At 43.4% G+C, this 24,085-nt stretch carries 26 protein-coding genes; 13 read left to right on the top strand and 13 right to left on the bottom strand.

Going from position 1 to position 24,085, the window contains the following annotated elements:
• The first annotated feature begins 15 nt into the window (after positions 1-15).
• Entirely contained in the window at positions 16-2,244 is a 2,229-nt protein-coding gene (gene psaB / locus APA_RS21185) for a photosystem I core protein PsaB (RefSeq protein WP_201324211.1), read from the top strand.
• A 171-nt stretch (positions 2,245-2,415) separates the two neighbouring features.
• A complete protein-coding gene (locus APA_RS21190; RefSeq protein ID WP_236579947.1) occupies positions 2,416-3,516 on the top strand; it encodes a L,D-transpeptidase in 1,101 nt (366 codons plus the stop codon).
• Positions 3,517-3,547: 31 nt separating this feature from the next.
• Here APA_RS21190 and APA_RS21195 read toward each other — a convergent pair whose 3' ends face one another.
• Both APA_RS21195 and APA_RS21200 read right to left on the bottom strand, forming a co-directional pair.
• The gene (locus APA_RS21195; protein ID WP_201324213.1) at positions 3,548-4,330 is read right to left on the bottom strand and encodes an MBL fold metallo-hydrolase; all 783 of its coding nucleotides are present in this window, start codon (positions 4,328-4,330) and stop codon (positions 3,548-3,550) included.
• Positions 4,331-4,393: 63 nt separating this feature from the next.
• Complete coding sequence (locus tag APA_RS21200; RefSeq protein ID WP_201324214.1) at positions 4,394-4,993, bottom strand: aminodeoxychorismate/anthranilate synthase component II; 600 nt, start codon at positions 4,991-4,993, stop codon at positions 4,394-4,396.
• A gap of 129 nt (positions 4,994-5,122) precedes the next feature.
• Here APA_RS21200 and APA_RS21205 point away from each other — a divergent pair, with 129 nt between their 5' ends.
• A complete protein-coding gene (locus APA_RS21205; protein ID WP_201324215.1) occupies positions 5,123-6,037 on the top strand; it encodes a lipopolysaccharide assembly protein LapB in 915 nt (304 codons plus the stop codon).
• 35 nt (positions 6,038-6,072) lie between these two features.
• Here the strand turns inward: APA_RS21205 and APA_RS21210 are convergent, their stop codons facing one another.
• The 3 genes from APA_RS21210 to APA_RS21220 form a co-directional block, all read right to left on the bottom strand.
• On the bottom strand, positions 6,073-7,263 hold the full coding sequence (locus APA_RS21210) for a WD40 repeat domain-containing protein (protein WP_201324216.1): 1,191 nt from the start codon (positions 7,261-7,263) through the stop codon (positions 6,073-6,075).
• A gap of 31 nt (positions 7,264-7,294) precedes the next feature.
• Complete coding sequence (locus APA_RS21215; RefSeq protein WP_201324217.1) at positions 7,295-7,585, bottom strand: hypothetical protein; 291 nt, start codon at positions 7,583-7,585, stop codon at positions 7,295-7,297.
• Positions 7,586-7,650: 65 nt separating this feature from the next.
• Positions 7,651-8,523 (bottom strand): 6-carboxytetrahydropterin synthase, encoded by an 873-nt coding sequence (locus tag APA_RS21220; RefSeq protein WP_201324218.1) that lies wholly within the window; start codon positions 8,521-8,523, stop codon positions 7,651-7,653.
• A 154-nt stretch (positions 8,524-8,677) separates the two neighbouring features.
• Between APA_RS21220 and APA_RS21225 the strand changes: the two genes are divergently transcribed.
• The 3 genes from APA_RS21225 (at position 8,678) to APA_RS21235 (ending at position 12,077) form a co-directional block, all read left to right on the top strand.
• Positions 8,678-9,430, top strand: coding sequence for a Uma2 family endonuclease (locus APA_RS21225; RefSeq protein WP_201324219.1), 753 nt, complete (start codon positions 8,678-8,680; stop codon positions 9,428-9,430).
• Between the two features lie 194 nt (positions 9,431-9,624).
• Positions 9,625-10,929, top strand: coding sequence for a pentapeptide repeat-containing protein (locus tag APA_RS21230; protein ID WP_201324220.1), 1,305 nt, complete (start codon positions 9,625-9,627; stop codon positions 10,927-10,929).
• Positions 10,930-11,108: 179 nt separating this feature from the next.
• The gene (locus tag APA_RS21235) at positions 11,109-12,077 is read left to right on the top strand and encodes an SPFH domain-containing protein (RefSeq protein WP_201324221.1); all 969 of its coding nucleotides are present in this window, start codon (positions 11,109-11,111) and stop codon (positions 12,075-12,077) included.
• Between the two features lie 31 nt (positions 12,078-12,108).
• Here the strand turns inward: APA_RS21235 and APA_RS21240 are convergent, their stop codons facing one another.
• The 3 genes from APA_RS21240 to APA_RS21250 all read right to left on the bottom strand — a co-directional run bounded on the left by APA_RS21240 (position 12,109) and on the right by APA_RS21250 (position 14,570).
• Entirely contained in the window at positions 12,109-13,047 is a 939-nt protein-coding gene (locus APA_RS21240) for a cyanophycinase (protein WP_201324222.1), read from the bottom strand.
• 148 nt (positions 13,048-13,195) lie between these two features.
• Entirely contained in the window at positions 13,196-13,417 is a 222-nt protein-coding gene (locus APA_RS21245; RefSeq protein WP_201324223.1) for a DUF4327 family protein, read from the bottom strand.
• A gap of 196 nt (positions 13,418-13,613) precedes the next feature.
• Positions 13,614-14,570: a branched-chain amino acid ABC transporter permease gene (locus tag APA_RS21250; protein ID WP_201324224.1), complete on the bottom strand. Its 957-nt coding sequence runs from the start codon at positions 14,568-14,570 to the stop codon at positions 13,614-13,616.
• A gap of 10 nt (positions 14,571-14,580) precedes the next feature.
• On the opposite strand from APA_RS21250, the gene APA_RS21255 reads away from it, so the two are divergent.
• Positions 14,581-15,333, top strand: coding sequence for a C39 family peptidase (locus tag APA_RS21255; RefSeq protein ID WP_201324225.1), 753 nt, complete (start codon positions 14,581-14,583; stop codon positions 15,331-15,333).
• Between the two features lie 76 nt (positions 15,334-15,409).
• Here the strand turns inward: APA_RS21255 and APA_RS21260 are convergent, their stop codons facing one another.
• Entirely contained in the window at positions 15,410-15,757 is a 348-nt protein-coding gene (locus APA_RS21260) for a hypothetical protein (protein ID WP_201324226.1), read from the bottom strand.
• A gap of 415 nt (positions 15,758-16,172) precedes the next feature.
• On the opposite strand from APA_RS21260, the gene APA_RS21265 reads away from it, so the two are divergent.
• From APA_RS21265 to APA_RS21290, 6 genes are all read left to right on the top strand, one after another.
• Entirely contained in the window at positions 16,173-17,735 is a 1,563-nt protein-coding gene (locus APA_RS21265; RefSeq protein WP_201324227.1) for a tetratricopeptide repeat protein, read from the top strand.
• 127 nt (positions 17,736-17,862) lie between these two features.
• A complete protein-coding gene (gene fabG, locus APA_RS21270) occupies positions 17,863-18,609 on the top strand; it encodes a 3-oxoacyl-[acyl-carrier-protein] reductase (protein ID WP_201324228.1) in 747 nt (248 codons plus the stop codon).
• An 81-nt stretch (positions 18,610-18,690) separates the two neighbouring features.
• Positions 18,691-19,182, top strand: a complete 492-nt coding sequence (locus APA_RS21275) for a plastocyanin/azurin family copper-binding protein (protein ID WP_201324229.1) — start codon at positions 18,691-18,693, stop codon at positions 19,180-19,182.
• Positions 19,179-20,378 (top strand): glycosyltransferase, encoded by a 1,200-nt coding sequence (locus tag APA_RS21280; protein WP_201324230.1) that lies wholly within the window; start codon positions 19,179-19,181, stop codon positions 20,376-20,378. Before APA_RS21275 ends, APA_RS21280 begins: the two co-directional genes overlap by 4 nt.
• Positions 20,379-20,403: 25 nt before the next feature.
• Positions 20,404-20,967 (top strand): Uma2 family endonuclease, encoded by a 564-nt coding sequence (locus APA_RS21285; RefSeq protein WP_201324231.1) that lies wholly within the window; start codon positions 20,404-20,406, stop codon positions 20,965-20,967.
• Between the two features lie 64 nt (positions 20,968-21,031).
• Complete coding sequence (locus APA_RS21290) at positions 21,032-21,805, top strand: glycosyltransferase family 2 protein (RefSeq protein ID WP_201324232.1); 774 nt, start codon at positions 21,032-21,034, stop codon at positions 21,803-21,805.
• Positions 21,806-21,832: 27 nt separating this feature from the next.
• Here APA_RS21290 and APA_RS21295 read toward each other — a convergent pair whose 3' ends face one another.
• The 4 genes from APA_RS21295 to APA_RS21310 all read right to left on the bottom strand — a co-directional run bounded on the left by APA_RS21295 (position 21,833) and on the right by APA_RS21310 (position 24,009).
• The gene (locus APA_RS21295) at positions 21,833-22,411 is read right to left on the bottom strand and encodes a hypothetical protein (RefSeq protein ID WP_201324233.1); all 579 of its coding nucleotides are present in this window, start codon (positions 22,409-22,411) and stop codon (positions 21,833-21,835) included.
• Between the two features lie 35 nt (positions 22,412-22,446).
• Positions 22,447-22,545: a photosystem I reaction center subunit XII gene (gene psaM / locus APA_RS21300; protein WP_201324234.1), complete on the bottom strand. Its 99-nt coding sequence runs from the start codon at positions 22,543-22,545 to the stop codon at positions 22,447-22,449.
• A gap of 195 nt (positions 22,546-22,740) precedes the next feature.
• Positions 22,741-23,370, bottom strand: coding sequence for an alpha/beta hydrolase (locus APA_RS21305; RefSeq protein ID WP_201324235.1), 630 nt, complete (start codon positions 23,368-23,370; stop codon positions 22,741-22,743).
• A 36-nt stretch (positions 23,371-23,406) separates the two neighbouring features.
• Positions 23,407-24,009, bottom strand: coding sequence for a transglutaminase family protein (locus tag APA_RS21310; RefSeq protein WP_201324236.1), 603 nt, complete (start codon positions 24,007-24,009; stop codon positions 23,407-23,409).
• Positions 24,010-24,085: the final 76 nt, after the last annotated feature.

A 24,085-nucleotide genomic window follows, 5' to 3' on the forward strand; every position in this document is an offset into this window, starting at 1 on the left:
GAAATTGAAGTAATTATGGCAACGAAATTTCCTAAGTTTAGCCAGGCTCTCGCAGAAGATCCAACAACCCGTCGGATCTGGTATGCGATCGCCACAGCGAACGATTTTGAAAGTCACGATGGTGTTACTGAAGAAAGTCTTTACCAAAAGATTTTTGCTTCACACTTCGGACATTTGGCAATCATCTTCCTGTGGACATCTGGCAACCTGTTTCACGTAGCGTGGCAGGGTAACTTCGAGCAATGGATTAAAAATCCTCTCACCACACGTCCGATCGCCCATGCGATTTGGGATCCTCACTTCGGTAAGGCAGCCGTTGAAGCATTCACTCAAACTGATGCTGCTGGTCCTGTAAACATCGCTTATTCGGGTGTTTATCATTGGTGGTACACCATCGGTATGCGTACCAACACCGAGCTTTTTACTGGCGCAATCTGGATGCTAGTATTTGCTGCGGTTCTCCTGTTCGCAGGTTGGTTGCATCTTCAGCCTAGCTTCCGTCCTAGCCTTTCTTGGTTCAAGAATGCTGAATCTCGTCTAAACCATCACTTGGCTGGCTTATTCGGAGCTAGCTCTTTGGCTTGGACTGGTCACATGGTTCACGTGGCGATTCCTGAATCTCGCGGTATCCATGTCGGTTGGGACAACTTCTTGAGCGTTCCTCCTCATCCAGCAGGGCTTGCGCCTTTCTTCACTGGTAATTGGGGCGTATATGCTCAGAATCCTGATACCGCAGGGCATGTGTTTGGGACATCTCAAGGCGCTGGTACAGCAATCCTGACCTTCCTTGGTGGTTTCCATCCTCAAACTGAGTCTCTTTGGATGACTGACATCGCGCATCACCATTTGGCGATCGCAGTATTGTTCATCATCGCTGGTCACATGTACCGCACCAACTTTGGTATCGGTCACAGCATCAAAGACATCCTGAATGCTCACAATCCTCCTAAAGGTACTCCTTTCGGCGGTGCGTTAGGCGCTGGACACAAGGGCTTGTATGACACCATCAACAATTCCTTGCACTTCCAACTCGGTCTTGCTCTTGCTTCTTTGGGTGTAATCACATCCTTGGTTGCTCAGCACATGTACTCGATGCCTTCCTATGCGTTCATCGCTAAGGACTTCACCACTCAAGCTGCTCTATATACTCATCACCAATATATTGCTGGTTTCTTGATGGTTGGTGCATTTGCTCACGGTGCGATCTTCTTCGTTCGTGACTACGATCCCGAAGCTAACAAGGATAATGTTCTTGCCCGTATGCTTGAGCATAAAGAAGCAATCATCTCTCACCTTAGCTGGGTATCTCTTTTCTTGGGCTTCCACACCCTTGGCATCTACGTTCACAACGACGTAATGCAAGCGTTTGGTACTCCTGAAAAGCAAATCTTGATCGAGCCAGTATTCGCACAATGGATTCAAGCTGCTCACGGTAAAGCATTGTACGGATTTGATGTCCTACTTTCTAACCCTGATAGCATCGCTGCAACAGCTTGGCCAAATAGCGGTAACGTTTGGTTGTCTGGTTGGTTGGCTGGTATCAATGCTGGAGACAACTCGTTGTTCCTCACCGTTGGACCTGGCGACTTCCTAGTTCACCATGCGATCGCTCTAGGTCTTCACACCACCACCTTGATCTTGGTTAAGGGTGCGTTGGATGCTCGTGGATCTAAGCTTATGCCAGACAAAAAAGACTTTGGCTACAGCTTCCCTTGCGACGGTCCTGGTCGTGGCGGTACTTGCGATATCTCTGCATGGGATTCCTTCTACCTCGCTATGTTCTGGATGTTGAACACCATTGGTTGGACAACCTTCTACTGGCATTGGAAACACCTCGGTGTGTGGCAAGGTAACGTTGCTCAGTTCAACGAATCCTCTGTCACCATCATGGGTTGGCTCCGTGACTACCTATGGCTCAATTCTGCACAGTTGATCAATGGCTATAACCCCTATGGCATGAACAATATCTCTGTTTGGGCTTGGATGTTCCTCTTTGGACACCTAGTTTGGGCAACTGGATTCATGTTCTTGATCTCTTGGCGTGGTTATTGGCAAGAATTGATCGAAACCCTTGTATGGGCGCACCAACGCACACCTCTCGCAAGTTTGGTTCAGTGGAAAGACAAGCCTGTGGCTCTCTCCATTGTTCAAGCTCGTTTGGTTGGCTTGGCTCACTTCACAGTCGGTTACATACTCACGTATGCAGCCTTCTTGATAGCGTCAACTGCAACTGCATTCGGTTAACCTAGCTTGCTAGTTAATTAAAAAAATCCCCTGCTTTCGCAGGGGATTTTTTTATGTATATTCATGTTTTATGAGGTTTATAGCTCCTCCATAAGTCTTTACTGATGTGTTACACTGCGTAGCTAATTTGAATAATTAAATCAACATCAAAGGCAACAGCAATTGAAATTTATGAGAATGCGATCGCAATATCTTTTATCTTCTTTTGTGAATGTTGCGATCGCCGCAAATATTTTTACTTTTATTTCGCTAAGCGGGAATACTCAAAGCCATATCTTTGGGGCAGAAGCTCTAGAAGCAAAGGTAAATTCTGCCAATAAATCAAATCCTAATCGTTATTTATTCATAGATTTACAAAACCACTGGTCGCGCTTATTTGTCGAGGGTTTATTGTCACAGCCAGCTTTGAATGCTGCTTTAGTGAATCCTGATGCAACTAGCCAATTTCAGCCCGAACGCCCCATTACCCGTGCTGAACTTGCTAATTTGTTAGCGATCTCCTTTGCCAATCGCAATGCACCAAGGATTACCACAAGACTCAATGAGATTGCCACCAAAGCTGAAGTATTAGTGGCAATCTCAAGTCAGCTTGGTCTAAATAGCAAAGCTCACAAAACGCCGCAAACATATTTGCTTTCAATGTATCGTGATGCCCTAAAAGTCCCTGACTATGCTATCCCAGCGATCGCGACACTTACCCAGCAAGGCTTAGTTACTAATTATCCTGATCCTCGTATTCTCGCCCCTACTACGGCGATCACTAAAAGTGAACTTGTAGTACTTCTTTATCAAGCTCTCGCTTATCAAAAGAAATTACCCGCACTAGGATCGCTTTACACGATTAATCCCAATCGGCAACTGTGGGATCGTGAGCTAATGCAAATAACTCGTCTTGAAGTTAGCATCAGCAAACGCAAAGTTACTGCTTTTCATGGTGAAATCCCTTTAAAAACGTATCCTGTAGCTGTAGGAAAAGAAGGCTGGAGTACACCAGTTGGTAATCATCGGGTTTTAGAGACTATTGAGTATCCTGCTTGGCAAAATCCTTTTACGGGTGACGTAATTCCTAGCAAAGATCCTGAAAATCCCTTAGGAGATCGCTGGATTGGCTTTTGGACAAATGGTAAGGATTGGTCTGGCTTTCATGGCACACCTAACCGCGCTTCGGTCGGTACAGCTGCATCCCATGGCTGTATCCGTATGTATAACGAAGATGTTCGCGAATTATTTAGCCAAGTAACTGTAGGAACTATCGTGAGAGTATCGCCATAAAAAAAGAGACTTGCTAAGCAAGTCTCTTTTTTTATGATTTGAGAACGCGCACTACAGTAGTTTGAGGCAAGCTACCCGCATTCAGCTCTAGGGTTGAGCCTTCAAGTTTACGCACACTATCAGGGGGCATGAGTGCAAGAAACTCATCTACTGATGCTAGCTGGCAAGAATTACTAGATTTATCGGTACGGTAATAGGTAGGGATAACAATTCGTGGATTAAGTTCTTGCACGATCGCCCTAGCTTCAACAGGAGAATAAGCTTTTAGTTGCATCGGATCAGTACCTTGAGTATTACCGCCAATAGGCAAGATCAAAACATCGGGACGACCCATTAAAATTCTTTGAGAAGCGTTGATAGGAGCTGCTGCTCCGCCTAAATGCAAGATAAAAATACCCGATTGCTTCCAGCGCCATGCCACATTTCGCCCAAATCTGCGACCACCAATGCGATCGTGATCCATGGTAATGCCCTGTAGATTAATGCCCTTAAGGTTATAAGAACCTGGCTCAGACAAAACTCGCGTATCTTTGGGGAGGTTCTCCAAATATCCTTCGTCAAGTAGCCGTGAACTAATCAAGATATAGTCAGATTTTGCTGTAGGAGAAGTCAATTTTGCCGTGCAACCAGCAGGACGAAAAGGATGAGTTAAAAAACTGACATTATCCCCTGAGATCAAAAACGACAGATGCCCCATCCACTGAAGTCTTAGGGTTGAATTCGTTTGCGAATTAGCTGCATCAGCGATAATTCCTGCGGTAAATGCTGAGATTAGTCCACCTTGAGCGAGTCTAAGAATTTGTCTGCGGCGCATGTTGTTTAGTTAATTGAGTGTTTTGGGTTATGTGGAGAATGTTTTACAACGGTACTTAAAGTATTAGACTGTGACGCTTAATCCTTTTAGGAAGTTTCTCAGCAAGTCTTTGCCTGCTTCAGTCAAGATGCTTTCAGGATGGAATTGTACGCCCTGAACGTGAGGATATTGTTTGTGTCGGACTCCCATGATTATGTCATCTTCAGTCCATGCTGTAACTTCAAGTACATCTGGACAGTTGTGACGATCAATAACCAAACTGTGGTAGCGAGTTGCGGTAAAAGGATTGGCTAGTCCTGCCAAAATACCGACTCCCGTATGATAAATTTGTGATGTCTTGCCATGCATTAAGTAAGGTGCGGAGACAACTTTGCCACCATACATCAAACCCATACTCTGATGTCCGAGACATACGCCTAATATCGGAGTATTTACGTCCATTTCCCGAATAATATCTAGGGATACCCCTGCTTCTTCAGGGCGACCAGGTCCTGGTGAAATTACGACTCCTGAGGGTCGAAGTTGTTTAACTTCTTCGATGCTTATTTCGTCATTTCGTTTAACTATAATTTCGCCTAATGTACGGAATTCGGGTAATAATTCCCCAAGGTACTGTACAAGGTTATAGGTAAAGCTGTCGTAATTGTCGATAACGAGAATCATGTTTACAGGGCTTGTATTTGTGAAGCTTATTTATAAAGCTTTGGGATTAATAGCGATCGCTAATTTCTTACTCAAATTTAGCTTTCTCAATTTAACATTCTTTATCAAGAATTCAGACCAGAAAAGATTATGAAACCAGTTTTGGGAGTTTTCGCGTCGGTCTTAGTAGTTGGTTTGAGTTGTGCAGATTTAGCAATCGCGCAACTGCGTGAAAAACCACCGCAAAAAGTTCAGATCCAGCAACAGATTGTTGTTCCGCCTAACGAAACTGCCGATCAGCTTTTAGAACGTGGGAATGCTTATGTGCGTTTGGGGAATTTGGAGGGGGCGGTGGTGATTTTTCGGGCTGCGATCAAGAAAAACCCTGAACTCACGGCTGCGCATTACAACCTTGGTCTGGCTTACGCGCAGGGGGGCAAACTCAAAGAAGCAATTCATTCTTTTCAACGAGCAACCAGACTCGATCCAAAGTTTGCGATCGCTTACAGTAATTTAGGTGCAGCCCAGTTGCAGTCAGGAGATCCTAATCAAGCCATATCTAATTTACAAAAAGCCGTTCGTCTCGATCCAAAACTTTCAGTTGCCTATTACAATCTCGGTCTAGCATTTAAAGACAAAAAAGATATAAACAATGCGATCGCCAATCTCAATCAAGCCCTAAAGCTAAATCCTCAAGCACCTGAAACGATTTATAACTTAGGTTTATTAATTCAAACGCAGGGCGATATTCAAAAGGCGATCGCTTACTATGCCAAAGCATTGCAACTGAATCCTGAATATGCAGAGGCTTATTACAATTTGGGGGCAGCTTTATTGATTCAAGGTGAAACAGAACAGGCGATCGGGCAACTGCGTAACGCTTTGCAATTCCGAAAAGACTATGCCGAGGCTTATTATACGCTTGGTGTTGCTCAGGTAAGGGCTGGACAAAAGCAAGACGCAATTCAATCTTTTATTCAAGCGCAAGCTTATTTTAATCAGCAAAAAAATCTTCAATGGGCGCAACAAAGCGATCGCCAAATTAAGCGATTACGCAGTAGTTAAAAATATAAAAAAGGTCGAGCGAAGCACGACCTTTTTTATGGGACACCCCATACATGAATATTGCAATCTTCGCCGCCAGTAACTAAGGTTTGTCCATCTTGACTGAGGGCGATCGCATTGATCAGATTAACATGTCCATTGAGAACCTGAATTGGTTCACCTGTTTCTAGGTTCCACACGCGAATTTCTTTATAACTGGCGCTAATTAAGGTTTTGCCATCTCGACTAATTGTCAGAGACTTCACCCAACCCCAATGTCCTTCTAAGGTGCGAATCGCTTTACCTGTTTGCAAATCCCAAACCTTAATGCGTGTATCGAGACTGCCACTGACAAGGGTGCGTCCATCGGGACTAATCGCAAAGGAGAGAACTCGCGCCGAGTGTCCGATAAATTCCCAACGTTGTTTGCCAGAAATTAAGTCCCATACGCGGATCGTCGTGTCCCAACTGCAACTTGCTATCGCCTTACCATCTGGACTCATGGCAACAGAATCTACGAGACTTGTGTGACCGCGCAGAGTGCAAATTTCTGTCCCTGTTCTGATATCCCAAAGTTTAATCGTGGTGTCTTGGCTGCCTGTAACTAAAGTTTTGCCATCGGGCGTAATTGCCACTGAGTTGACATAGCCGATATGCCCTGTGAGCGTTAGTAGTTCTTTGCCCGATCGCGCATCCCAAAGCTTAATCGTTTTATCGCGACTGCCACTGACTAATATTCTGCCATTAGCACTGAGAGCAATGGAGGTAACAATATGGTTATGACCACGGATTGTACCAATCTGCTTATTTCCCCCTTTTCCTAAGTCCCAAACCTTGATCGTGAAGTCTGCGCCAGCGCTATATAAGATTCTGCCATTTGTTGATAAGGCAAGAGAGGCGATCGCATCGGCATGACCTTGTAGAGTATCGACGATATCAAATAGGTGATATTGACTATATTCGGCTAATGCTTGACGGATATGAGATTCAGACCTACGCCAGAGTAATAAGAGCGCTGTGCGCTGTACTTTGAGCGATTCATCTTCTAAACCTTGCAAAACCAAGTTCAAACCTGTTTCGCCATAGTTAAGAGCTTCTCTAAGAGCGGCAATTCTGGGTGCGATCGCGGGACTAGCTAATCTTCTTTTCACCCCGTCTAAACCACCTAGCACCACAGCACCAAGTGGCGGTGGTACTTGACCTCCGAGAACTGCATCCTGTGCGGTTGGCTTCAGCTTGGCAATCATCTGCTCATGTTTAAGTAAGCACCTTGCCTACTTATAATTCTGTAAAGGTGACAGCACAAGTGTTTGTGCCTTCGCCCATGCCCTTGTGATAAAAGGTCAGCTTGTAATTAGGAAATTTCTTGGATTTTTGCACCATGTCGGATGCGATGAGTAACAAATGGCGATCGCTAGCTGGTAAATGCAGTAATCCGCGTTTAATCCCATTTTTGACACCATCTTCTAGGGTGTTAGTCAGCCGCGCAATTACCTTGCCTAACTCAAGGTGATCGATGACAATCTCTTCTACAGACTCATGTTCTGCCGCCGCATTTAATTCTGACATAATAAATATTTCTGTAACTTGATTCTCGGATAGGCGGATTTGCGCCGCCTATCTTAATTTTGGCTTTAGCTAACCTTGGCTAAAGCCTCTTCTAATGAATGCTCAATGTCAGAAAGTTGATATTCGCCGTAAACTTCGCAGGAGTTATTTGGGCTTTCAATCAACTTAATGCTGTGCAGCTTTGCGCCGATGTCGCGAATTGGCTGAGTCAAAACTTTTTGAATATAGACAGCAATATTTTCGGCGGTTGGTACAACTTCGGCAAAGTAAGGAATATCTTTATTCAAGAACGTATGATCCATTGGATCGAGTATATGTTGGTCTAAAGCTTTTTGAAAATCGCTCAAATCGGCAATCATGCCCGTGCGTGGATCAATTTCGCCAGCAATGGAAACTTCTAAATGGTAATTATGTCCATGACCATGCACACGGGCGCATTTGCCATAGATTGCAGTATTTTCTTCGAGAGAGAGGGTATCTAGAGCGAGGCGATGGGCGGCGGAAAAGTGAGTGCTAATCGTTAAATATGCTTGCATGTCGTTACCTTTGTAATCAGCCCAGAGTTCAGGTTGTTCGTATAAGCGAATATTGACCAATGGCAGATGCGATTCTAGTCGCTGCCAAATGACACGGGCAATATTTTCGGTAGTTGGTAAAGTTTGCTGAAACTCTTCCCATGCTTGGTTGAGATAGGAAAAATTTAATTGAGCAGTTACTTCGCGGGCAATGGTGTGTTTAACCTCTGAAAGATTTAGCACCATGCCAGTGTTGTCAATCTCTCCTTGCATCCCAACGTACAAGACATAGTTATGTCCGTGGGGTGGAAAGTTAGTGCATAAGCCAAATTTGGCTTGATTTTCCTCGTCTGGAATTTCGGGTAGCCAGTAGCGATGACTGGCTGAAAACTCAGCACGGCGATTAATTACACATTTAGCCATCAGGAATTAGCCATTAAAAACAAGGCTTAGTGAATTGTAAATTTCTCTTAATACGTTAACATTTTCAGCGATCGCATCGAAACTCAGTATATTTATCGCGGTCGCTATAATTTAGAAAGTCCCCTGCTGTCAGTGCGATCGCATTGTTTGAGCTATGACACCAATTATTGCCCCCGATCTTGAGTCTATTCAACAAATTCAAGAAATACCAAAAGAAATATTTTATCCTTCTGAGGATGGTGAACCCTTGGCAGAGACTTCTGTTCATGCTGATGCAATCATTGCGACGGTTGCCGTTTTACGCAATTATTTAGCCGAAAAGTTTGCAGAGCGATCGCCTGTTGTCCTTGCCGATCAGTTTTTGTATTACGCGCAGGGTTTTTCCAGATTGCGGGTTGCTCCTGATGTGATGGTGATTTTTGACATTCCGCAGCAGCCCTATGACAACTACAAAATTTGGGAAACAGGGAAAGTCCCCAGCATTATTTTAGAGATGACTTCGGCGAGTACACAAGCTCACGACCAAGCCAAAAAGCGGGAGCTTTACGAAAGTATCGGTGTGCAGGAATATTGGCTTTTTGATCCTAAAGGTGAATGGATAACCGAAAAATTGCGCGGCTACCGTCGTCAAGCCAATCTGCCAGAAAATGAGGAGGCATCTCTGGTTTACGATGCGATCGCTGATGGCTTGAGTCAAGTTTTAGGATTGCGTCTCGAAGTCGAAGATTCTCTGATTAATTTTTATCGACAAGATAATGGTGAAAAATTGTTGATTCCCAGTGAGCTATTTGCTGCCTTACAGGAACAAACTCAACGTGCCGAATCTGCGGAAGAACGGGCTAGACTGGCTGAATTAGAGGCTCAAAAATTACGCGATCGCCTAGCAACATTGGGTATCGAAGCATAAAAAAGAAACCTGTAAACGCCCAGATCTCCGACTTTTTCTTTGCGATCGGCAGATCATTCTCATTAGTCACAAAAAAAGTCGGAGATCTCAATCTCTGCTTTTCAGGTGTTTTTAGGCTTAGTTACTTAACAACTATTACGGACAATTTAGGAGAATCATCGTAAAATCAATCTAAAAATCTGGGAATAGCTGCTATGACCTCTACGGCGAAAAACTTTGCTGGTCAAAACTTGCGGGGTATGTCTTTTAAGGGGCAAGACCTCTCAGGAGCAGACTTTAGTGACACCGATCTGCGGGGCGCAAATTTTACAGGTGCGACTTTGATCGGGGCAAATTTCTCTAAGGCTGAGACTGGCGTGCAGAAGCGATGGGTGGCATTTCAGTTAGTTATTTCCTTCTTTCTGTCGGAATTGGCAGGAATTCTAGTTGCTTATACTGGTGTATGGGTAACCATATTTTTCGCCCCTCGCTATATCCCAAGCTCTAGGATCGCCACTGGTATAGTAATGATCATCACTCTTATGATCATTATCTTTGCCATTGTTCAACAGGGATTTACAGTGAAGGCTTTCGGTACAATGACATGGGCATTTGCCTTAGTAGCATTTGCATTTGCATTGTCAGGTGCAGATCCCTTGGTAGTATTATTTGCAGGGGCAGTAGTAGCATTGGCAGTAGTGGTATTTTCAGTGGCTTTGGCATTGTCCGAAGCAGGATCATTTGTAGCGTGGTTAGGGTCATTTTTAGGAGTATTGCAAGGAGCATTGGTCGGCGCAGTGGCAGTGTCATGGTCAGGGGCTGGGTCATTTGATTTTGCATTGGTAGGGGCTGGGGTAGGGGCAGTGGTGACGGTATTACTCAGTGCTTATACTGCTGGGAGAGCTTTAAAAGGCGATCCTAAGTTCGATGAATTACTGAAGTTTATTGTTGGCTTTGCCAGCATCGGCGGTACAAGTTTTTGTGGTGCAGATTTAACTAAAGCTAACTTTACAAAGGCATATCTCAAAAGTAGCGATTTTCGCAATTCTCGTAAGCAGAGTACAAACTTGACTCGTATTATTTGGAATCAAGCAAAAGAACTAGACCGATCGCGTTTAGGAACATCAATTCTTGCTAACCCCGAAGTACGTGAACTATTAGTCACAGGCAAACCCAACCAAACCCAATCTTACGAAGGCTTAAACCTGCGTGGCGCAAACCTTGACGGAGCTTATTTAAAAGAAGTCAACTTCAAACGCGCCATCCTCAGCGAAGCAAGTTTTCGGAGTGCTAATCTCGAATCGGTAAACCTCACCGAAACCCAAACCATTGGCACAGATTTCACAGGCGCACAAATGACAGGCGTATGCCTAGAAGGTTGGAGCTATGACCACACCACCAAACTTGATGGTGTCGATTGTCGCTTTGTCTTCGATCTAGAGCATCCCAATGCTAAAGGAGATCGCGAACGCCGCCCCCACGATCCAGACAAAGATTTTGATCAAGGTGAGTTTAATTAACGCTACAGCGAAACCCTCAACGTCTTCCAGTTAAAGTTAGTCCAACCTTTCAAAATGAGGCTAAAATTTAGAAATTGTGGCGGGAATGCTTTGCCCCTAAGTGTCTATATATACGATCGCAACTCTCTGATTGATCGCGCTATTATTAACGTGATTTCAAGCAACGATGGAAAAAGATTATGGACATATTGTTTAGCTTTGTAATTGGTGCGGGTGTCTTTTTTGGTATTGGCAGTTCATCTTTTAAAATCGTTAACCAAGGTGAAGAAGCCCTAGTTGCATCCTTTGGTAAATACAAACGCAAACTGCCTGCTGGCCCCCATTTTATCTTGCCCTTTATTGATACCGTCAGTTATAGAGGATCAATCAAAGAGCAAGTCCTAGATATTCCACCGCAACAATGTATTACTCGCGATAACGTGTCGATTGCCGCCGATGCGGTTGTGTACTGGCGCGTAGTTGATATGGAGAAAGCCTACTATCGTGTTGATAACTTGCGTCAAGCGATGACAAATATTATTTTGACGCAGATTCGGGCTGAGCTGGGCAATTTAGAGCTTGATGAAACATTTACAGCGAGAAACAAGATCAATGAAGTTTTGTTGCAAGATCTTGATGAAGCTACTGACCCTTGGGGCGTGAAAGTAACGCGGGTGGAGTTGCGCGACATCTTGCCTGCTAAAGCTGTGCAGGAAGCTATGGAAATGCAAATGACGGCGGAACGTAAAAAACGAGCCGTAATTCTCACGTCCGAGGGCGATCGCGAGTCAGCAATTAACAAGGCAAAAGGTTTAGCGGATTCGCAGTTACTTAATGCTGAAGCTTCACAAAAGTCTGCCATCTTAGAAGCAGAGGGGCAGAAGCAGTCACGAATTTTGCGGGCTGAAGCGGAGCGTCAGGAGCAGGTACTTAAAGCGCAAGGAACATCTCAGGCGATGCAGGTATTATTGCAATCGATGAAGGGCAATCCTCAATCTCAGGAGGCCCTGCAATTTTTGCTAGCTCAAAGCTATATTTCCATGGGAACGACGATTGGCTCCAGTGGCAGTAGCAAAGTGATGTTTATGGATCCGCGATCGCTGCCTTCAACTCTAGAAGGGCTTAAATCAATAGTTGATATCCCAGAGGCTGGAGATTGGACTAAATAAAAAAAGGCTCGCAAAGCGAGCCTTTTTTTATTTATACCGATGGACTAATGGGAATGCGCTTGAGCATGTGATATTTACAGCCTGCGGCAAGAATATGTACTCGCAAGTTATGGATTGTTAAAGGTGCAGCACCACTAACCCATAGTTGATTGCTGTAGGAAACCTCGCCAGGATCGACTACGGTGACAGTACCACGACCCAAAACGCGCATAGTATTGTTTGGCTCAAAAATTGCCACCGTATCTTCATCAATACCGATGCCAATTTTGTCTGGATGTGCAGCGATCGCAGTCATCAGACGGGCCATCCGATTACGGTTATGAAAGTGCTGATCGACGATGATTTCAGGCAAAATATTTAAGCCAGTGCTCATATTTACAAGTTCCTTATGAGGGGACTCGCCACTACTGCCTCCTGAAATCATGTGATAACCCATAGCAGCCGCACCTGCACTTGTCCCAGCTAAAACTATCCGCTTTTGATCAATGCGTTTGGCGATCGTGATTGCAAAGGGAGTATCAGCAATCAAGCCACATAAACGCAACTGGTCGCCGCCAGTCATGAAAATGCCTGTAAACCGATCTACTAGAGCCTCGGCTTCGGGATAGTCATCATGAGGACGTTCACGAATATCTAATACTTCAACTACACTTGCACCAAGTTCAGTAAAAATATCATGATAAATCCTCCCGATAATATCAGGTTCTCTTGAGGCGCATGGAATTATAGCAATGCGAGCTTGGGAGCCACCAGAACTTTCTACAAAGGCTTTGAGAATTTTGCGGTCTTGGACTTTATCCTCTCCACCACCAATTACCATTACCGCCGACTTAATAATTTGAGTCATGCCCCTATCTATTGCCACATCTTCATCTAAATTCAGCATATTAGCAGATTGGTCAACAAATTTTTTGAGGCGGTTAATTAGGCTAACGCCTTGACTCAGTTTTTGCTCTTGCTGACTCGCCAATGGTTTGTATAACCTCCATTGATGCTTACACGGTTAGCAATAAGGCTAAACCTTGTCAGATTGTATAACTTTTGTGCAGTTAAAGACCAGTATTTCATCAAGTCACTACAAAATAAGTGGAGGCTTTGTCCCCTCATTTTGTAATTACTTAATCACTTTGCCAACATTCATGACTGACTAAATCACAAATACGATCGCGCAATAGATATTGATTGTTTTCTAGTTCTCGTTCGATTTGACACCATTCGCGATCGCGAAAGAAACGACAAAGAGTATGAATGGGTTGACTACGCGTGAGTCGTCCGCTTTCGAGTAAATGTCTTGCTTCGTCTTGAATAGCGCCAATAGAATAATAAAGTGAGTGCAACATAACCAAACCCTCTGTATAGGTTTTTGCTTAATAATTTGCTTGATGCTTTGAAATTATCTAAAAACAATCTATGTCTGTGATGCAGAATACAGACTCTAATTATCTTCTCACGGAGTTTTAGTTAATACATAAAAGTAAATGAAACTCAAAAGAAAAAAATATTTCTTGTTAAACCAAACAAGCGGCGCTTGTTTTTCTAGACTTTCTGGACGAAGGTTTTGCCGAGGAGTCCTTGGGGACGAACAAGTAAGACGATAAATAATAAAGCAAAGGCTACGGCATCTTTGTATGCCGACTGCTCGGATGGCACAAAGGACTCTGCAAGTCCTAAGATAATGCCACCAACGACGGCTCCAGGAATATTGCCTAGTCCACCTAGGACGATTACGGCTAGACCTTTTAAGCCAAAGCCAATGCCAAAATAGGGGCCAGAAATGCTGACGCTGGAGCCAACTAGGGTTCCTGCTAGTCCAGCTAAGAATCCTGACACGAAAAAGGTGAGCAGAATGAAAAAATCGGTATTAATACCCAAAAGACTAGCGGTGGTAGCATCTTCAGCTACAGCTTTCATCGCCTTGCCCAGCTTGGTGAAATTAATCCCATAGGTGAGAATCGCTAAAATGATACCTGACACGCCAAAAATAACAATTTGGACGGTGCGAATGTTGATCGGTTTGTCGATTGTGCCGAAATTTATCGCTGATGGCAGGCTGCCATAAATATTGGCGGGGAAGTTATAACTCTCGGCTCCAACAAAATATTGGATCGTGTTGACGATGACTACGGCTACGCCCAAACTGGAAACTAAGGTGAGTAATGGATCGGCTTGGCGATCGCGTAGTGGGCGGAAGGCAATCCGCTCGATCAGGATACTTACACATCCCGCGAGAATACTGCTGATGAAAATAGCAACAAAAAAGGGTAAATGCAGTTCTTTAGGTAAGGACAAGTTGGCAAGTATGCCATTAAATCCAAATGCACCGCCACAGAGTACATAGGTAAAATATGCTCCGAGCGTAAATACAGCACCGTGAGCAAAGTTAATAATTCCTAAAATCGAGAATACTAATGTGTATCCAAGGGCAAAGATGGCGTAGACACTGCCAATCGATAAGCCATTTAAAAATTGCTGTAAAAATACCGAAAAGTCCATGCGAGGTTTTATGGGTTTTTTAAAAAATTCTACACTTGCGATCGCAACTATCGCGATCGCTGTAACAGTCACGCCAGCAATATCAGCAATTACCACGCTCAACCGTCCCCATGGAGCATCAAAAAAATCCCAGAATAAATCTCCAGATAAATCTCAGGACTTAGTTGCCACTAATGGCTCATCTGAACCAATCCAACTGCCAGATACAGGCGAACAAAATGATAGCTGGAGTTGTGGTCCAAATTCGGCAGCGCGGATATTACGTTATTACGGTCATGATGTTAACTATGCAACAGTTCGCGCCGCAACTGACAAAAAACTATTTTTGCCACAAAAATTCCGTAATCCTTTGAATAATGAATGGATTGAGGTGCGAACTGGTACACCGCCGCAGACATTACAACAGGTCATGCAACGCTGGGAGGGCGATCGCGTCAGGAAATCCCCACAAACAAACTTTAGTCAGCTAATTAAACTAGTGAGATCAGGTAAACCAGCGATCGCTTTAGTTAGGGTCGGCGGTTTGACTATTCCCTATGTTGGATCAATTCCTTATCTACATTGGATTGCAGTGACGGGAGCTAATCCACAAAGCCAACAAATTTATTACACAGATACAAATAGCCAAACTTATTCTTTGTCCTACCAAGATTTTCAAACTATGTGGAATTTAGGCTTGGATCGAGATGTAAGTGGTGCGATCGCGAGTGTCCTCAAAAGTAATGGCGTAGAGGCAAGAACAATTGTGTGGGTAGACAAATAAAACCCGAACCAATAAATTTTTAATAAGTGTTGCCAAGCAACATTTATTAAGATGAGATTTTGTGAATGCGTAAGTCCTATTTCATATCTTTGGTTCGCCACATGTGTTGAAGTGTCGTCAAAAGAATCAAGCCGATACTCAGTGAGGCGATCGCTAAATCAATCGTCAAAAATACTGCTACTTTCTCTTCTGAAAGCCAACCGAAGTGGATAAAGGCTAAATTAGCAATATAGGCAATCCCTGCGACCATAAGAATACAAGGCTGACTAAGGGATGTGCCAAGGTACGGCATATCTGTTCCCATCGCTATTCTTTTCGAGACAATAGCTGGCAGATCTCCCAGCAACAAAGTCAAGCCAACTAGGGCAAATATGATTGGTAGCCCATTTACTATGGCAACAAGGGGATTATCAATTTGAAACATATTCTGTTACTCCCAATTTCTCAAGAAAAAGCAGCAGTCTACTTAAATTATAACGAATCTTTTGGCTATCCTTATCCGCATATAGCCATGTACGCTTTGTTTAGGACATAAAATCCAAAAGAGTAATGGCGGCGCGAAGCGCCGCCATTACTCTTTTGGGTGGTGTTTTTTCGACAACACTTACGCCGATTTACGGATCAGCTTAAGGCGACATTGCAAATACGATAAATAATTGAAATCTACAATTTGATAGGTTTCCTTGCTAAAGTCATTAATGTGGTGTGATGGATCAAGACTTAGCTCTTGTAATTTGTTCTTCTAAATTTATAAATCTATAACCTACTGCTCATTCTCATTTCTGCTTTACCAACCCATAACTTTTGATAGCAGAAACAAGCTAAAAGCAATATTAACTATGATCAAAACCGCAATTACGAAGATCGCACTAGTAGGATTTCTTCCGCTAATATGCAGTCTCGCTCCTGCTCTTGACCCGATCGCCTTAGCTCAAACATCATCGACTGCTACAAATGAGCTTACTCAAAAAATTTCTCAGAGCGATCCAGTTGCCAATACACCAATCAAGTTGGTTGAACGCGCTAACTCTCTGAGAGAGCAAAATCAACTTGATCGCGCCCTTGCTCTGTACCGCCAAGCGATCGCGGAGAGTCCAGAGCTAGTGCCTGCTTACTATGGTTTGGGTGTGACGTTGCGCCAAAAGGGGGATATCCAAGGTGCAATCGAAGCTCACCGCCAAGCGATTTTAATCGATAAAAGCTATACGCCTGCCTATTATGGTTTGGGGATTGCCCTTTATCAAAAGGGCGATGCAAATGGGGCGATTGATGCTTACAACCAGTTTGTGCAGCTTAGCAAATCCGACACTAACCTTGCTCCTGTTTATTACAATTTAGGTTTAGCTCATGAACGCAAAAACAATATTCAGGGAGCGATCGCGTCTTTTCGGAAGGCGATTGAGTTTGATCCTAAATATGCCCTAGCCCATAATGGTCTAGGCACAGTGCTGCGTCGGCAAGGCAATCGTCAAGAGGCGATCGCATCTTATCGAAAGGCGATCGAGCTTGCGCCCCAGTATGCCGTGGCACATTTTGCGCTGGGAATTTCGCTATATGAAGATCGTAACTACGCAGGATCAATTGATGCTTATAAACGAGTAACTAAGATTGATCCGAATTTTCCGAATGTTTATTACAACCTTGGCTTGGCATATAACCAACTCGACGATCGGCAAAAGGCGATCGCGACTTTCCGCAAAGCATCCGAACAAGATCCTCGCAATGCCGATATCTATGCGGCCCTAGGTAGTGCTTTATTGCGAGAGGGAAATATTCCTGAAGCAGCGGAAGCCTTTAAACGCAGCACGGAAATCAATCCGAGGGTTGCTAGTACTTTCAATGGTTTAGGGCTTGCTCTGCGTCGGCAAGGCGATCTCGAAGGATCGATCGCTGCCTATGAGAAATCGATCGCGATTAATCCTAGATATGCGGCGGCTTACAACAATCTGGGGCGGGTTTTGTCCGATCAAAACCGTAACGCTGAGGCAATTACCGCGTTTCGTCAGTCGGTGGCGATTGACACCAAGAATGCCGTTGCCTATAGCAATCTCGGCAATTTATTACGCGCTCAGGGCAATAGTGATGAGGCAATTGATGCTTTCCAGAAAACTATTGCGATCGGTAAAGAAGATCTATGGGTGGACTATACCAGTTTGGGGCTTGCCTATGCCGATCGTGGCCGACTCGGTGAAGCTCAATCAGCTTATTTCAAAGCACTATCTTTAAATCCAACTTTTGCTAAGGCACATTTTGGGCTAGGGGCTTTGTATACGCTGAAGGGTGAAGTCAGTAATGCGATTCGCTCTTACCAAGAAGCCCTGAAGTTATACGAAGAAAATCGTGATGCCGAATGGATTAAGCGCACTCAGCAGGCGATCCAAGCCTTACAGGGAATTACATAAAAACAGGCTGTGCTAAGCACAGCCTGTTTTTATGCGTTAAGTGACACTCAAATCGTTAAACTGTGATTCTGGTTGCGCTTTGCAAGACCAGAATTATGAAATAGATTTTGGAGTTTTGAATATAAGAATGGGATTTTTAGAAGGTCAGGTGGCGATCGTTACAGGTGCATCTAGAGGCATTGGACGGGCGATCGCTGTTGCACTTGCGACTGAAGGTGCAAAGGTTGTCGTGAACTATGCTAGTTCTGCTAATGCGGCGGAAGAAGTTGTTGCGGAAATTAAAAGCAAAGGTGGCGAGGCGATCATCTTCCATGCCGATGTTTCCCATGAAGCTCAGGTGGAAAGCTTACTCAAATCAGCGATCGACACATGGGGACGAGTAGATATTTTAGTGAATAATGCTGGCATTACTCGCGATACACTTTTGCTGCGCATGAAGCTAGAAGATTGGCAAGCCGTAATCGACCTCAACCTGACAGGCGTATTTCTCACCACCCGTGCCGTATCAAAAGTCATGCTCAAACAGAAATCGGGACGAATTATTAATATTGCCTCTGTTGCAGGGCAAATGGGTAACCCTGGACAAGGCAATTACAGCGCGGCAAAAGCTGGAGTAATTGGCTTTACCAAAACTGTTGCGAAGGAAATGGCAAGCCGTGGCATTACTGTGAATGCAGTTGCGCCTGGATTTATTGCGACAGATATGACCGCAGATCTCAAGAATACCGATGAGATTCTCAAATTTATTCCCCTTGGTCGCTATGGTCAACCTGAAGACATTGCAGGAATGGTCAGATTTTTGGCGGCTGATCCTGCGGCGGCATACATTACAGGACAAGTATTTAATGTCGATGGCGGCATGGTCATGGCTTAATTTTTGTGGCGCGGCTTCGCCGCGCCACAAAAATTAAATTGCCGCGTCCTAAATTCTGTTATTTTTTTGAGAGAGAGCTATATGCGCCGCACCTTTAAAATTTTCAGACAAGTTTTGAGCATTTGGATATTTGCGATTTGCATTTTGGTGATTTGTCCAAATTTGGCGATCGCAGCTCCAGACAAATTAGCAGCAGTCGATTTTACGAAACAAACTGCGATCGAAGTTAAGGTTAGTCTGAGCAACAATGCCAACGAACTAAAATTCTTCCCCGATCGCTTCACTTTTGAATCTGGTAAACGTTATAAGTTATTACTAAGTAACACCAGTGGGATGAAGCATTATTTCACCAGCAAAGATTTTGCTGATGCGATCTGGACGCAAAATGTGGTGGCAGGCAATGTGGAAGTTAAAGGCAATATTCGCGAATTAGAATTACGTCCGAATACAACTGCTGCATGGACTTTTATCCCGATTAAGTCTGGTACTTACGAATTGCATTGCGCGATCGCTGGTCATACTGAAGCAGGAATGCGAGGTCTCATCACAATTCAACCTAGTGTAGTAGATTGAAAGTCCTTCATATTATTCCTTCGGTAGCATCAGTGCGCGGAGGAACAAGCCAAGCTGTGATTGAAATAGTAGGTGCTTTGCGATCGCAAGGTGTAGATGCAGAAATTGCCACCACTAATGATAATGGCAAAGACTTGCTAGATGTGCCTCTGTGCAACCTGACTGATCAGCTTGCAGAATATGGAAATATACCGATTCGCTTCTTTCCCAGATTTTCACCAAATATCAATGCTATACGTGAGTTTGCCTTCTCGCGATCACTGACAATTTGGCTATGGCAGCATATTGCTGAATATGATCTAGTGCATGTACATGCAATTTTTTCCTATGCTTCAACGTTATCTATGGCGATCGCTCGTATTCGGCAAGTTCCTTACATAAATATGCCCCATGGGCTGCTATGCAAATGGTCGTTACAACAAAGTAAGTTCCGCAAACAGATATATCTGAATGTGATTGAACGTTCCAATTTATTGCGTAGTCAATCGCTCCATTTCACGACTCAGCAAGAACAAGAAGAATTCAATCTATTACATCTAAATATTCCTAATTTTATTTTGACGCACGGAGTGCAGATCCCGACTTTAATTCCCGATGCTCAAGCTCAACTACGAGAACTTCTGCAAATTCCCACTCACTTTCCTATCCTTCTATTTATGTCACGTATTCATCCTAAAAAAGGATTGGAATATCTAATCGAGTCTCTGGGTAAATTAAAAGAATATAATTTTGCTTTAGTAATCGCAGGTAGTGGTGAATCTGATTATGTAAGCCAAATTCAAGATTTATTGGTTACTCAGGGCATCAGCGATCGCACGCATCTAGTGGGCTTTGTCAAAGGTGAAGCCAAAAATCTCTATCTCCAAGGTGCGGATCTCTTTACGCTCACTTCCCATTCTGAAAACTTTGGTATCGCGGCGATTGAGTCACTGGCTGCTGGTACGCCTGTACTGATTACTGATGGAGTTGCGATCGCACCTATGGTAAGAGAAAAAGCGATCGGCTATGTCACTAAATTAGAGATTAATGAGATCGTTGTCACATTGGAAGATTTTTTGCAAAACTTTCATCAAAAACTACATAACAGGTCACGCTGCCAACAAATTATTGCTGAGAACTATAGTTGGCAATCTATCAGTGCTCAACTTGCTAAGATTTATCAAACTCTCGTCAATGAATTTATTGCTATAGTCTAAGAATATTCTCAAACAACTAAATATTATGATCGCAACACCTGTTAAAACTCTAACTCTAGATGCATTTCTGCAATTGCCAGAGACTGAACCTGCTAGCGAATATATTAACAATAAGATTATTCAAAAAATCATGCCAAAAGGTAAACATAGTTTTTTACAATACGAAATCTGCAACGTTGTCAATCAACTCACAAAAGCTAAAAAAATTGCCTATGCTTTTCCAGAGCTAAGATGTACTTTTGATGGTCGTTCAATTGTTCCAGATATTGCAGTGTTTGAATGGCAAAATATTCCATTTCTTGCAGATGGAGAGATTCCTGATAACTTTAATCATGCGCCAGATTGGATCATTGAGATTCTTTCACCCGATCAAAATGCAAACCTAGTTATCGGCAAGATTTTACATAGCCTTAAGAATGGTAGCCAATTAGGTTGGTTTGTCGATCCTAAAGATCGCAGCATTCTGACATTTCAGCCTAATCAACAACCTGTATTAATGACAAATAGCGATCGCTTACCTAGTTTAGAAATAATCCCTTTAGAACTAACAGTTGAAGCGCTGTTTAGCTGGTTAAAAATGGAAAGCTAGGAACCAGTTTTTTGTAGCGCGGCTGCCGCACCACAAAAAACTATTAAATCGTAGTGCCTTAAAGATGCTAGAACAAATTACCCCATTAATTCTCACGTATAATGAAGCTCCAAATATTGGACGTACATTAGAGCGATTAACTTGGGCAAAAAAAATTGTTGTAATTGATAGTTTTAGTGATGATGCAACTCTAGAGATTTTGATTAGTCATCCACAAGTAGAAGTCTGGCAACGAGAGTTTGATACGCATACAGAGCAATGGAACTATGGATTAAAGCACGTCAATTCTGAATGGGTACTTGCACTTGATGCCGATTATGTATTGTCGGAAGAATTAATCGAAGAAATTCAGTCAACGATTGAGAATAAAAAAATTGAATTACTGGATGGATATTTCGTTCGATTTCGATATTGTGTATTTGGGAAGCCCTTGAGAGCAACTTTGTTGCCACCTCGTCAAGTTCTATTCCGCAAAGATAAATCTATATATATTGACGATGGACATACACAATTACTGAAAGTGAATGGTAAGTCTGGAAGTCTTCGGGCTTATATTGATCACGACGATCGCAAATCATCAAGTCGTTGGCTTTGGGCACAAGATCGCTATTTATTAATCGAAGCTAAGAAACTATTGACAACCCCAAAAAGTGAATTAAGCTTTGGCGATCGCCTTCGCAAGTACAAGGTGATTGCACCAATTGTGATTTTGCTTTACTGCCTGATTGTTAAAGGTGGGATTTTGGACGGATGGGCGGGATGGTACTACGCTTGGCAAAGAACATTAGCTGAAATTTTATTGGCAATTCGGCTAATTGAGTTAGAACGCTATAAATAAAAAGCGACGTGAAGCGTCGCCTTTTATTTATGGATTTTGCCGATTGTTATACTTTTGGGCGGTGGTGGTAGTGGGCATTATGCCATCAGTGCTGGGAGAAGCGACCCCAGATGGATCGAGGAGCTTAATCGTCACTTGATTATTTTTGATCCAGCCCTGCTTTCTCAATAACATTTCTTGAGATTTCCCAGAATTTAAAGTTTGGGGTAATTTTTCGCGCATACCATTTACCCTTTGCTCAGTCGAGTTTACCTCTGTTGTAATTTCGTCGAGACGATCTTTTTGTGAAGATTGGTAAGGGAGTAATTTTGCGATTGCCGCGATCGCGGCAATGGACAAAGCAACATTAACAGCAATTACAATAATTGACTCGGTTGCTTTTGCGCGGTAATACTGTTCTTTTTTGCGATGGACGTTCTGAGCAACTGCTTCACTGTAGTTGCCAGAACCATTTAAAGCCGATGACAGACTTTCGCCAGAGGTAGAATGGCTGCTGCGTGAATGCATACTCACAACATCATTTCTCCCGTACTGGCTCTGCGATCGCAGGGCTTGTTTTTGTACTTGTGGAGAAAAACGCGGAGATAAGTCTCGTTTGGCAACCATTCGCAACCTCTAGGCTGTAAAAATAGATATAATGACTAGGAATTGGAAAGAGCAGAACCTAATAGTGCTGCCAATACTGCGGGAAAAAGTGAAACTAACAAAGCGGTAAAAACTTGACCATCTGAAAGATTCATACAATATCTCCTTATATAGTGCTTATTTCGATCTTAACAATACACTGTCAGATCAAAAATTGACTAGTAATTAGCAAAAAAAGTAGCAATTCTAATTATAAAAATCGGTTTTAATAAAAGTCAGCCAACGACTGACTTTTATTAAAACCGATTTCGGAGTTTATAGCGCCAATGGCGCTATAAACTCCGAAATACTTAAGTATTTTGATGTTCTAAGATAAATGTTTGGATGCGATCGCAGGTTTCAGGACGGATCTCATGTGACATCTCATATTCTTCATATTCCACGGTTACGCCCAAACGCTCAAAGACTTCTTTTGTATTATGAGCCACAGCGATGGGAACAACTGTATCTTGTGTACCGTGAGCGATCAAAATTGGCGGGAATGATTGACCTGAAAGCTCTTGCAACTCTTCTTCCGTGATATGCAAGTAGCCGCTCAGGGCTATTAACCCTGCTAATGGAAATACCAAACCTACGTCCAAGGTCATTGCCCCACCCTGTGAAAACCCTAACAAAAATGTTTTCTCTAAAGGGATGCCCGTCATTGCTGGTAGATCTTCAAGAAACTGGCTAAGAAGTTCGCAACTTTTGGCTAACCCTTCAGTATCAAGACTTTGCAGGTCGTACCACATCTTGCCATTGGGCATCGGATGGTTAAAGGGCGCTTCAGGACAAATCCATTGATAATTGCGGAGTCCAACCATGGGCGCAAGCGAGATCAGATCATCACAATTCGCGCCCCAGCCATGCAGTGCGACGATCGCACCAATTGCATTGGGATTGGGTAGTTGAGCAGGAAACGATCGGTAATTTAAGGTCATAAGCAAAATTATATATTTATATAGTGATCGCCATATTTATTGCCACAATCCATAATTCTTGGCAAAATCCAACGAAATATCTGGAAGGTTACGCAGCATATCATCCCATGTAGTTTGTGCTTGCATTGCTTCTACGACTAATCGCAGTGGTTCCGCAAAAATTGTTGGGAAATCCGCCTCTTCAGGTAACTGAATTTTATATGCCAACTGTTTATGCGGTGGGTTGAAATGAGCGTTAACTCCTGCTTTGTTGCCTCTGGCATCAACCCGATACCAACCAATTTCGGGCAAGTAGATGGCATTGAAACCATGCAAAGTGTATGGCGCACCTAGATCGTCAATGCTCAATCGCTGATAACAAAATCCTGCTGGAATCTGGTTTGCGCGTAGTAAGGCAGCTAGTAAATGACTCTTCGCGAAGCAGTAACCTGTTTTGTGTTGCAGAACATCAGAGGCTCGCCAAGTTATCGGATTCATTTGATAGTCACTGCTATGACAAATTTCGTCTCGTACCCATTCAAAGCAGGCTTTGGCGATCGCATCTGGAGTCTTCTGTCCCGATGCGATTTTTTGGGCGCATTTGATAATTTCGGGATGCTGCCAATCGATAACTTCAGTAACTTGTAAATACTCTTCCATATCAAAAAGCTTTGACTCTTATAGCCATCAATGTTTAGGACAAAACCAAAACCCAAGAGAGAGTTGCGGCGCTTTG

The sequence above is a fragment of the Pseudanabaena sp. lw0831 genome (assembly GCF_016584665.1).
Lineage (GTDB): Bacteria > Cyanobacteriota > Cyanobacteriia > Pseudanabaenales > Pseudanabaenaceae > Pseudanabaena.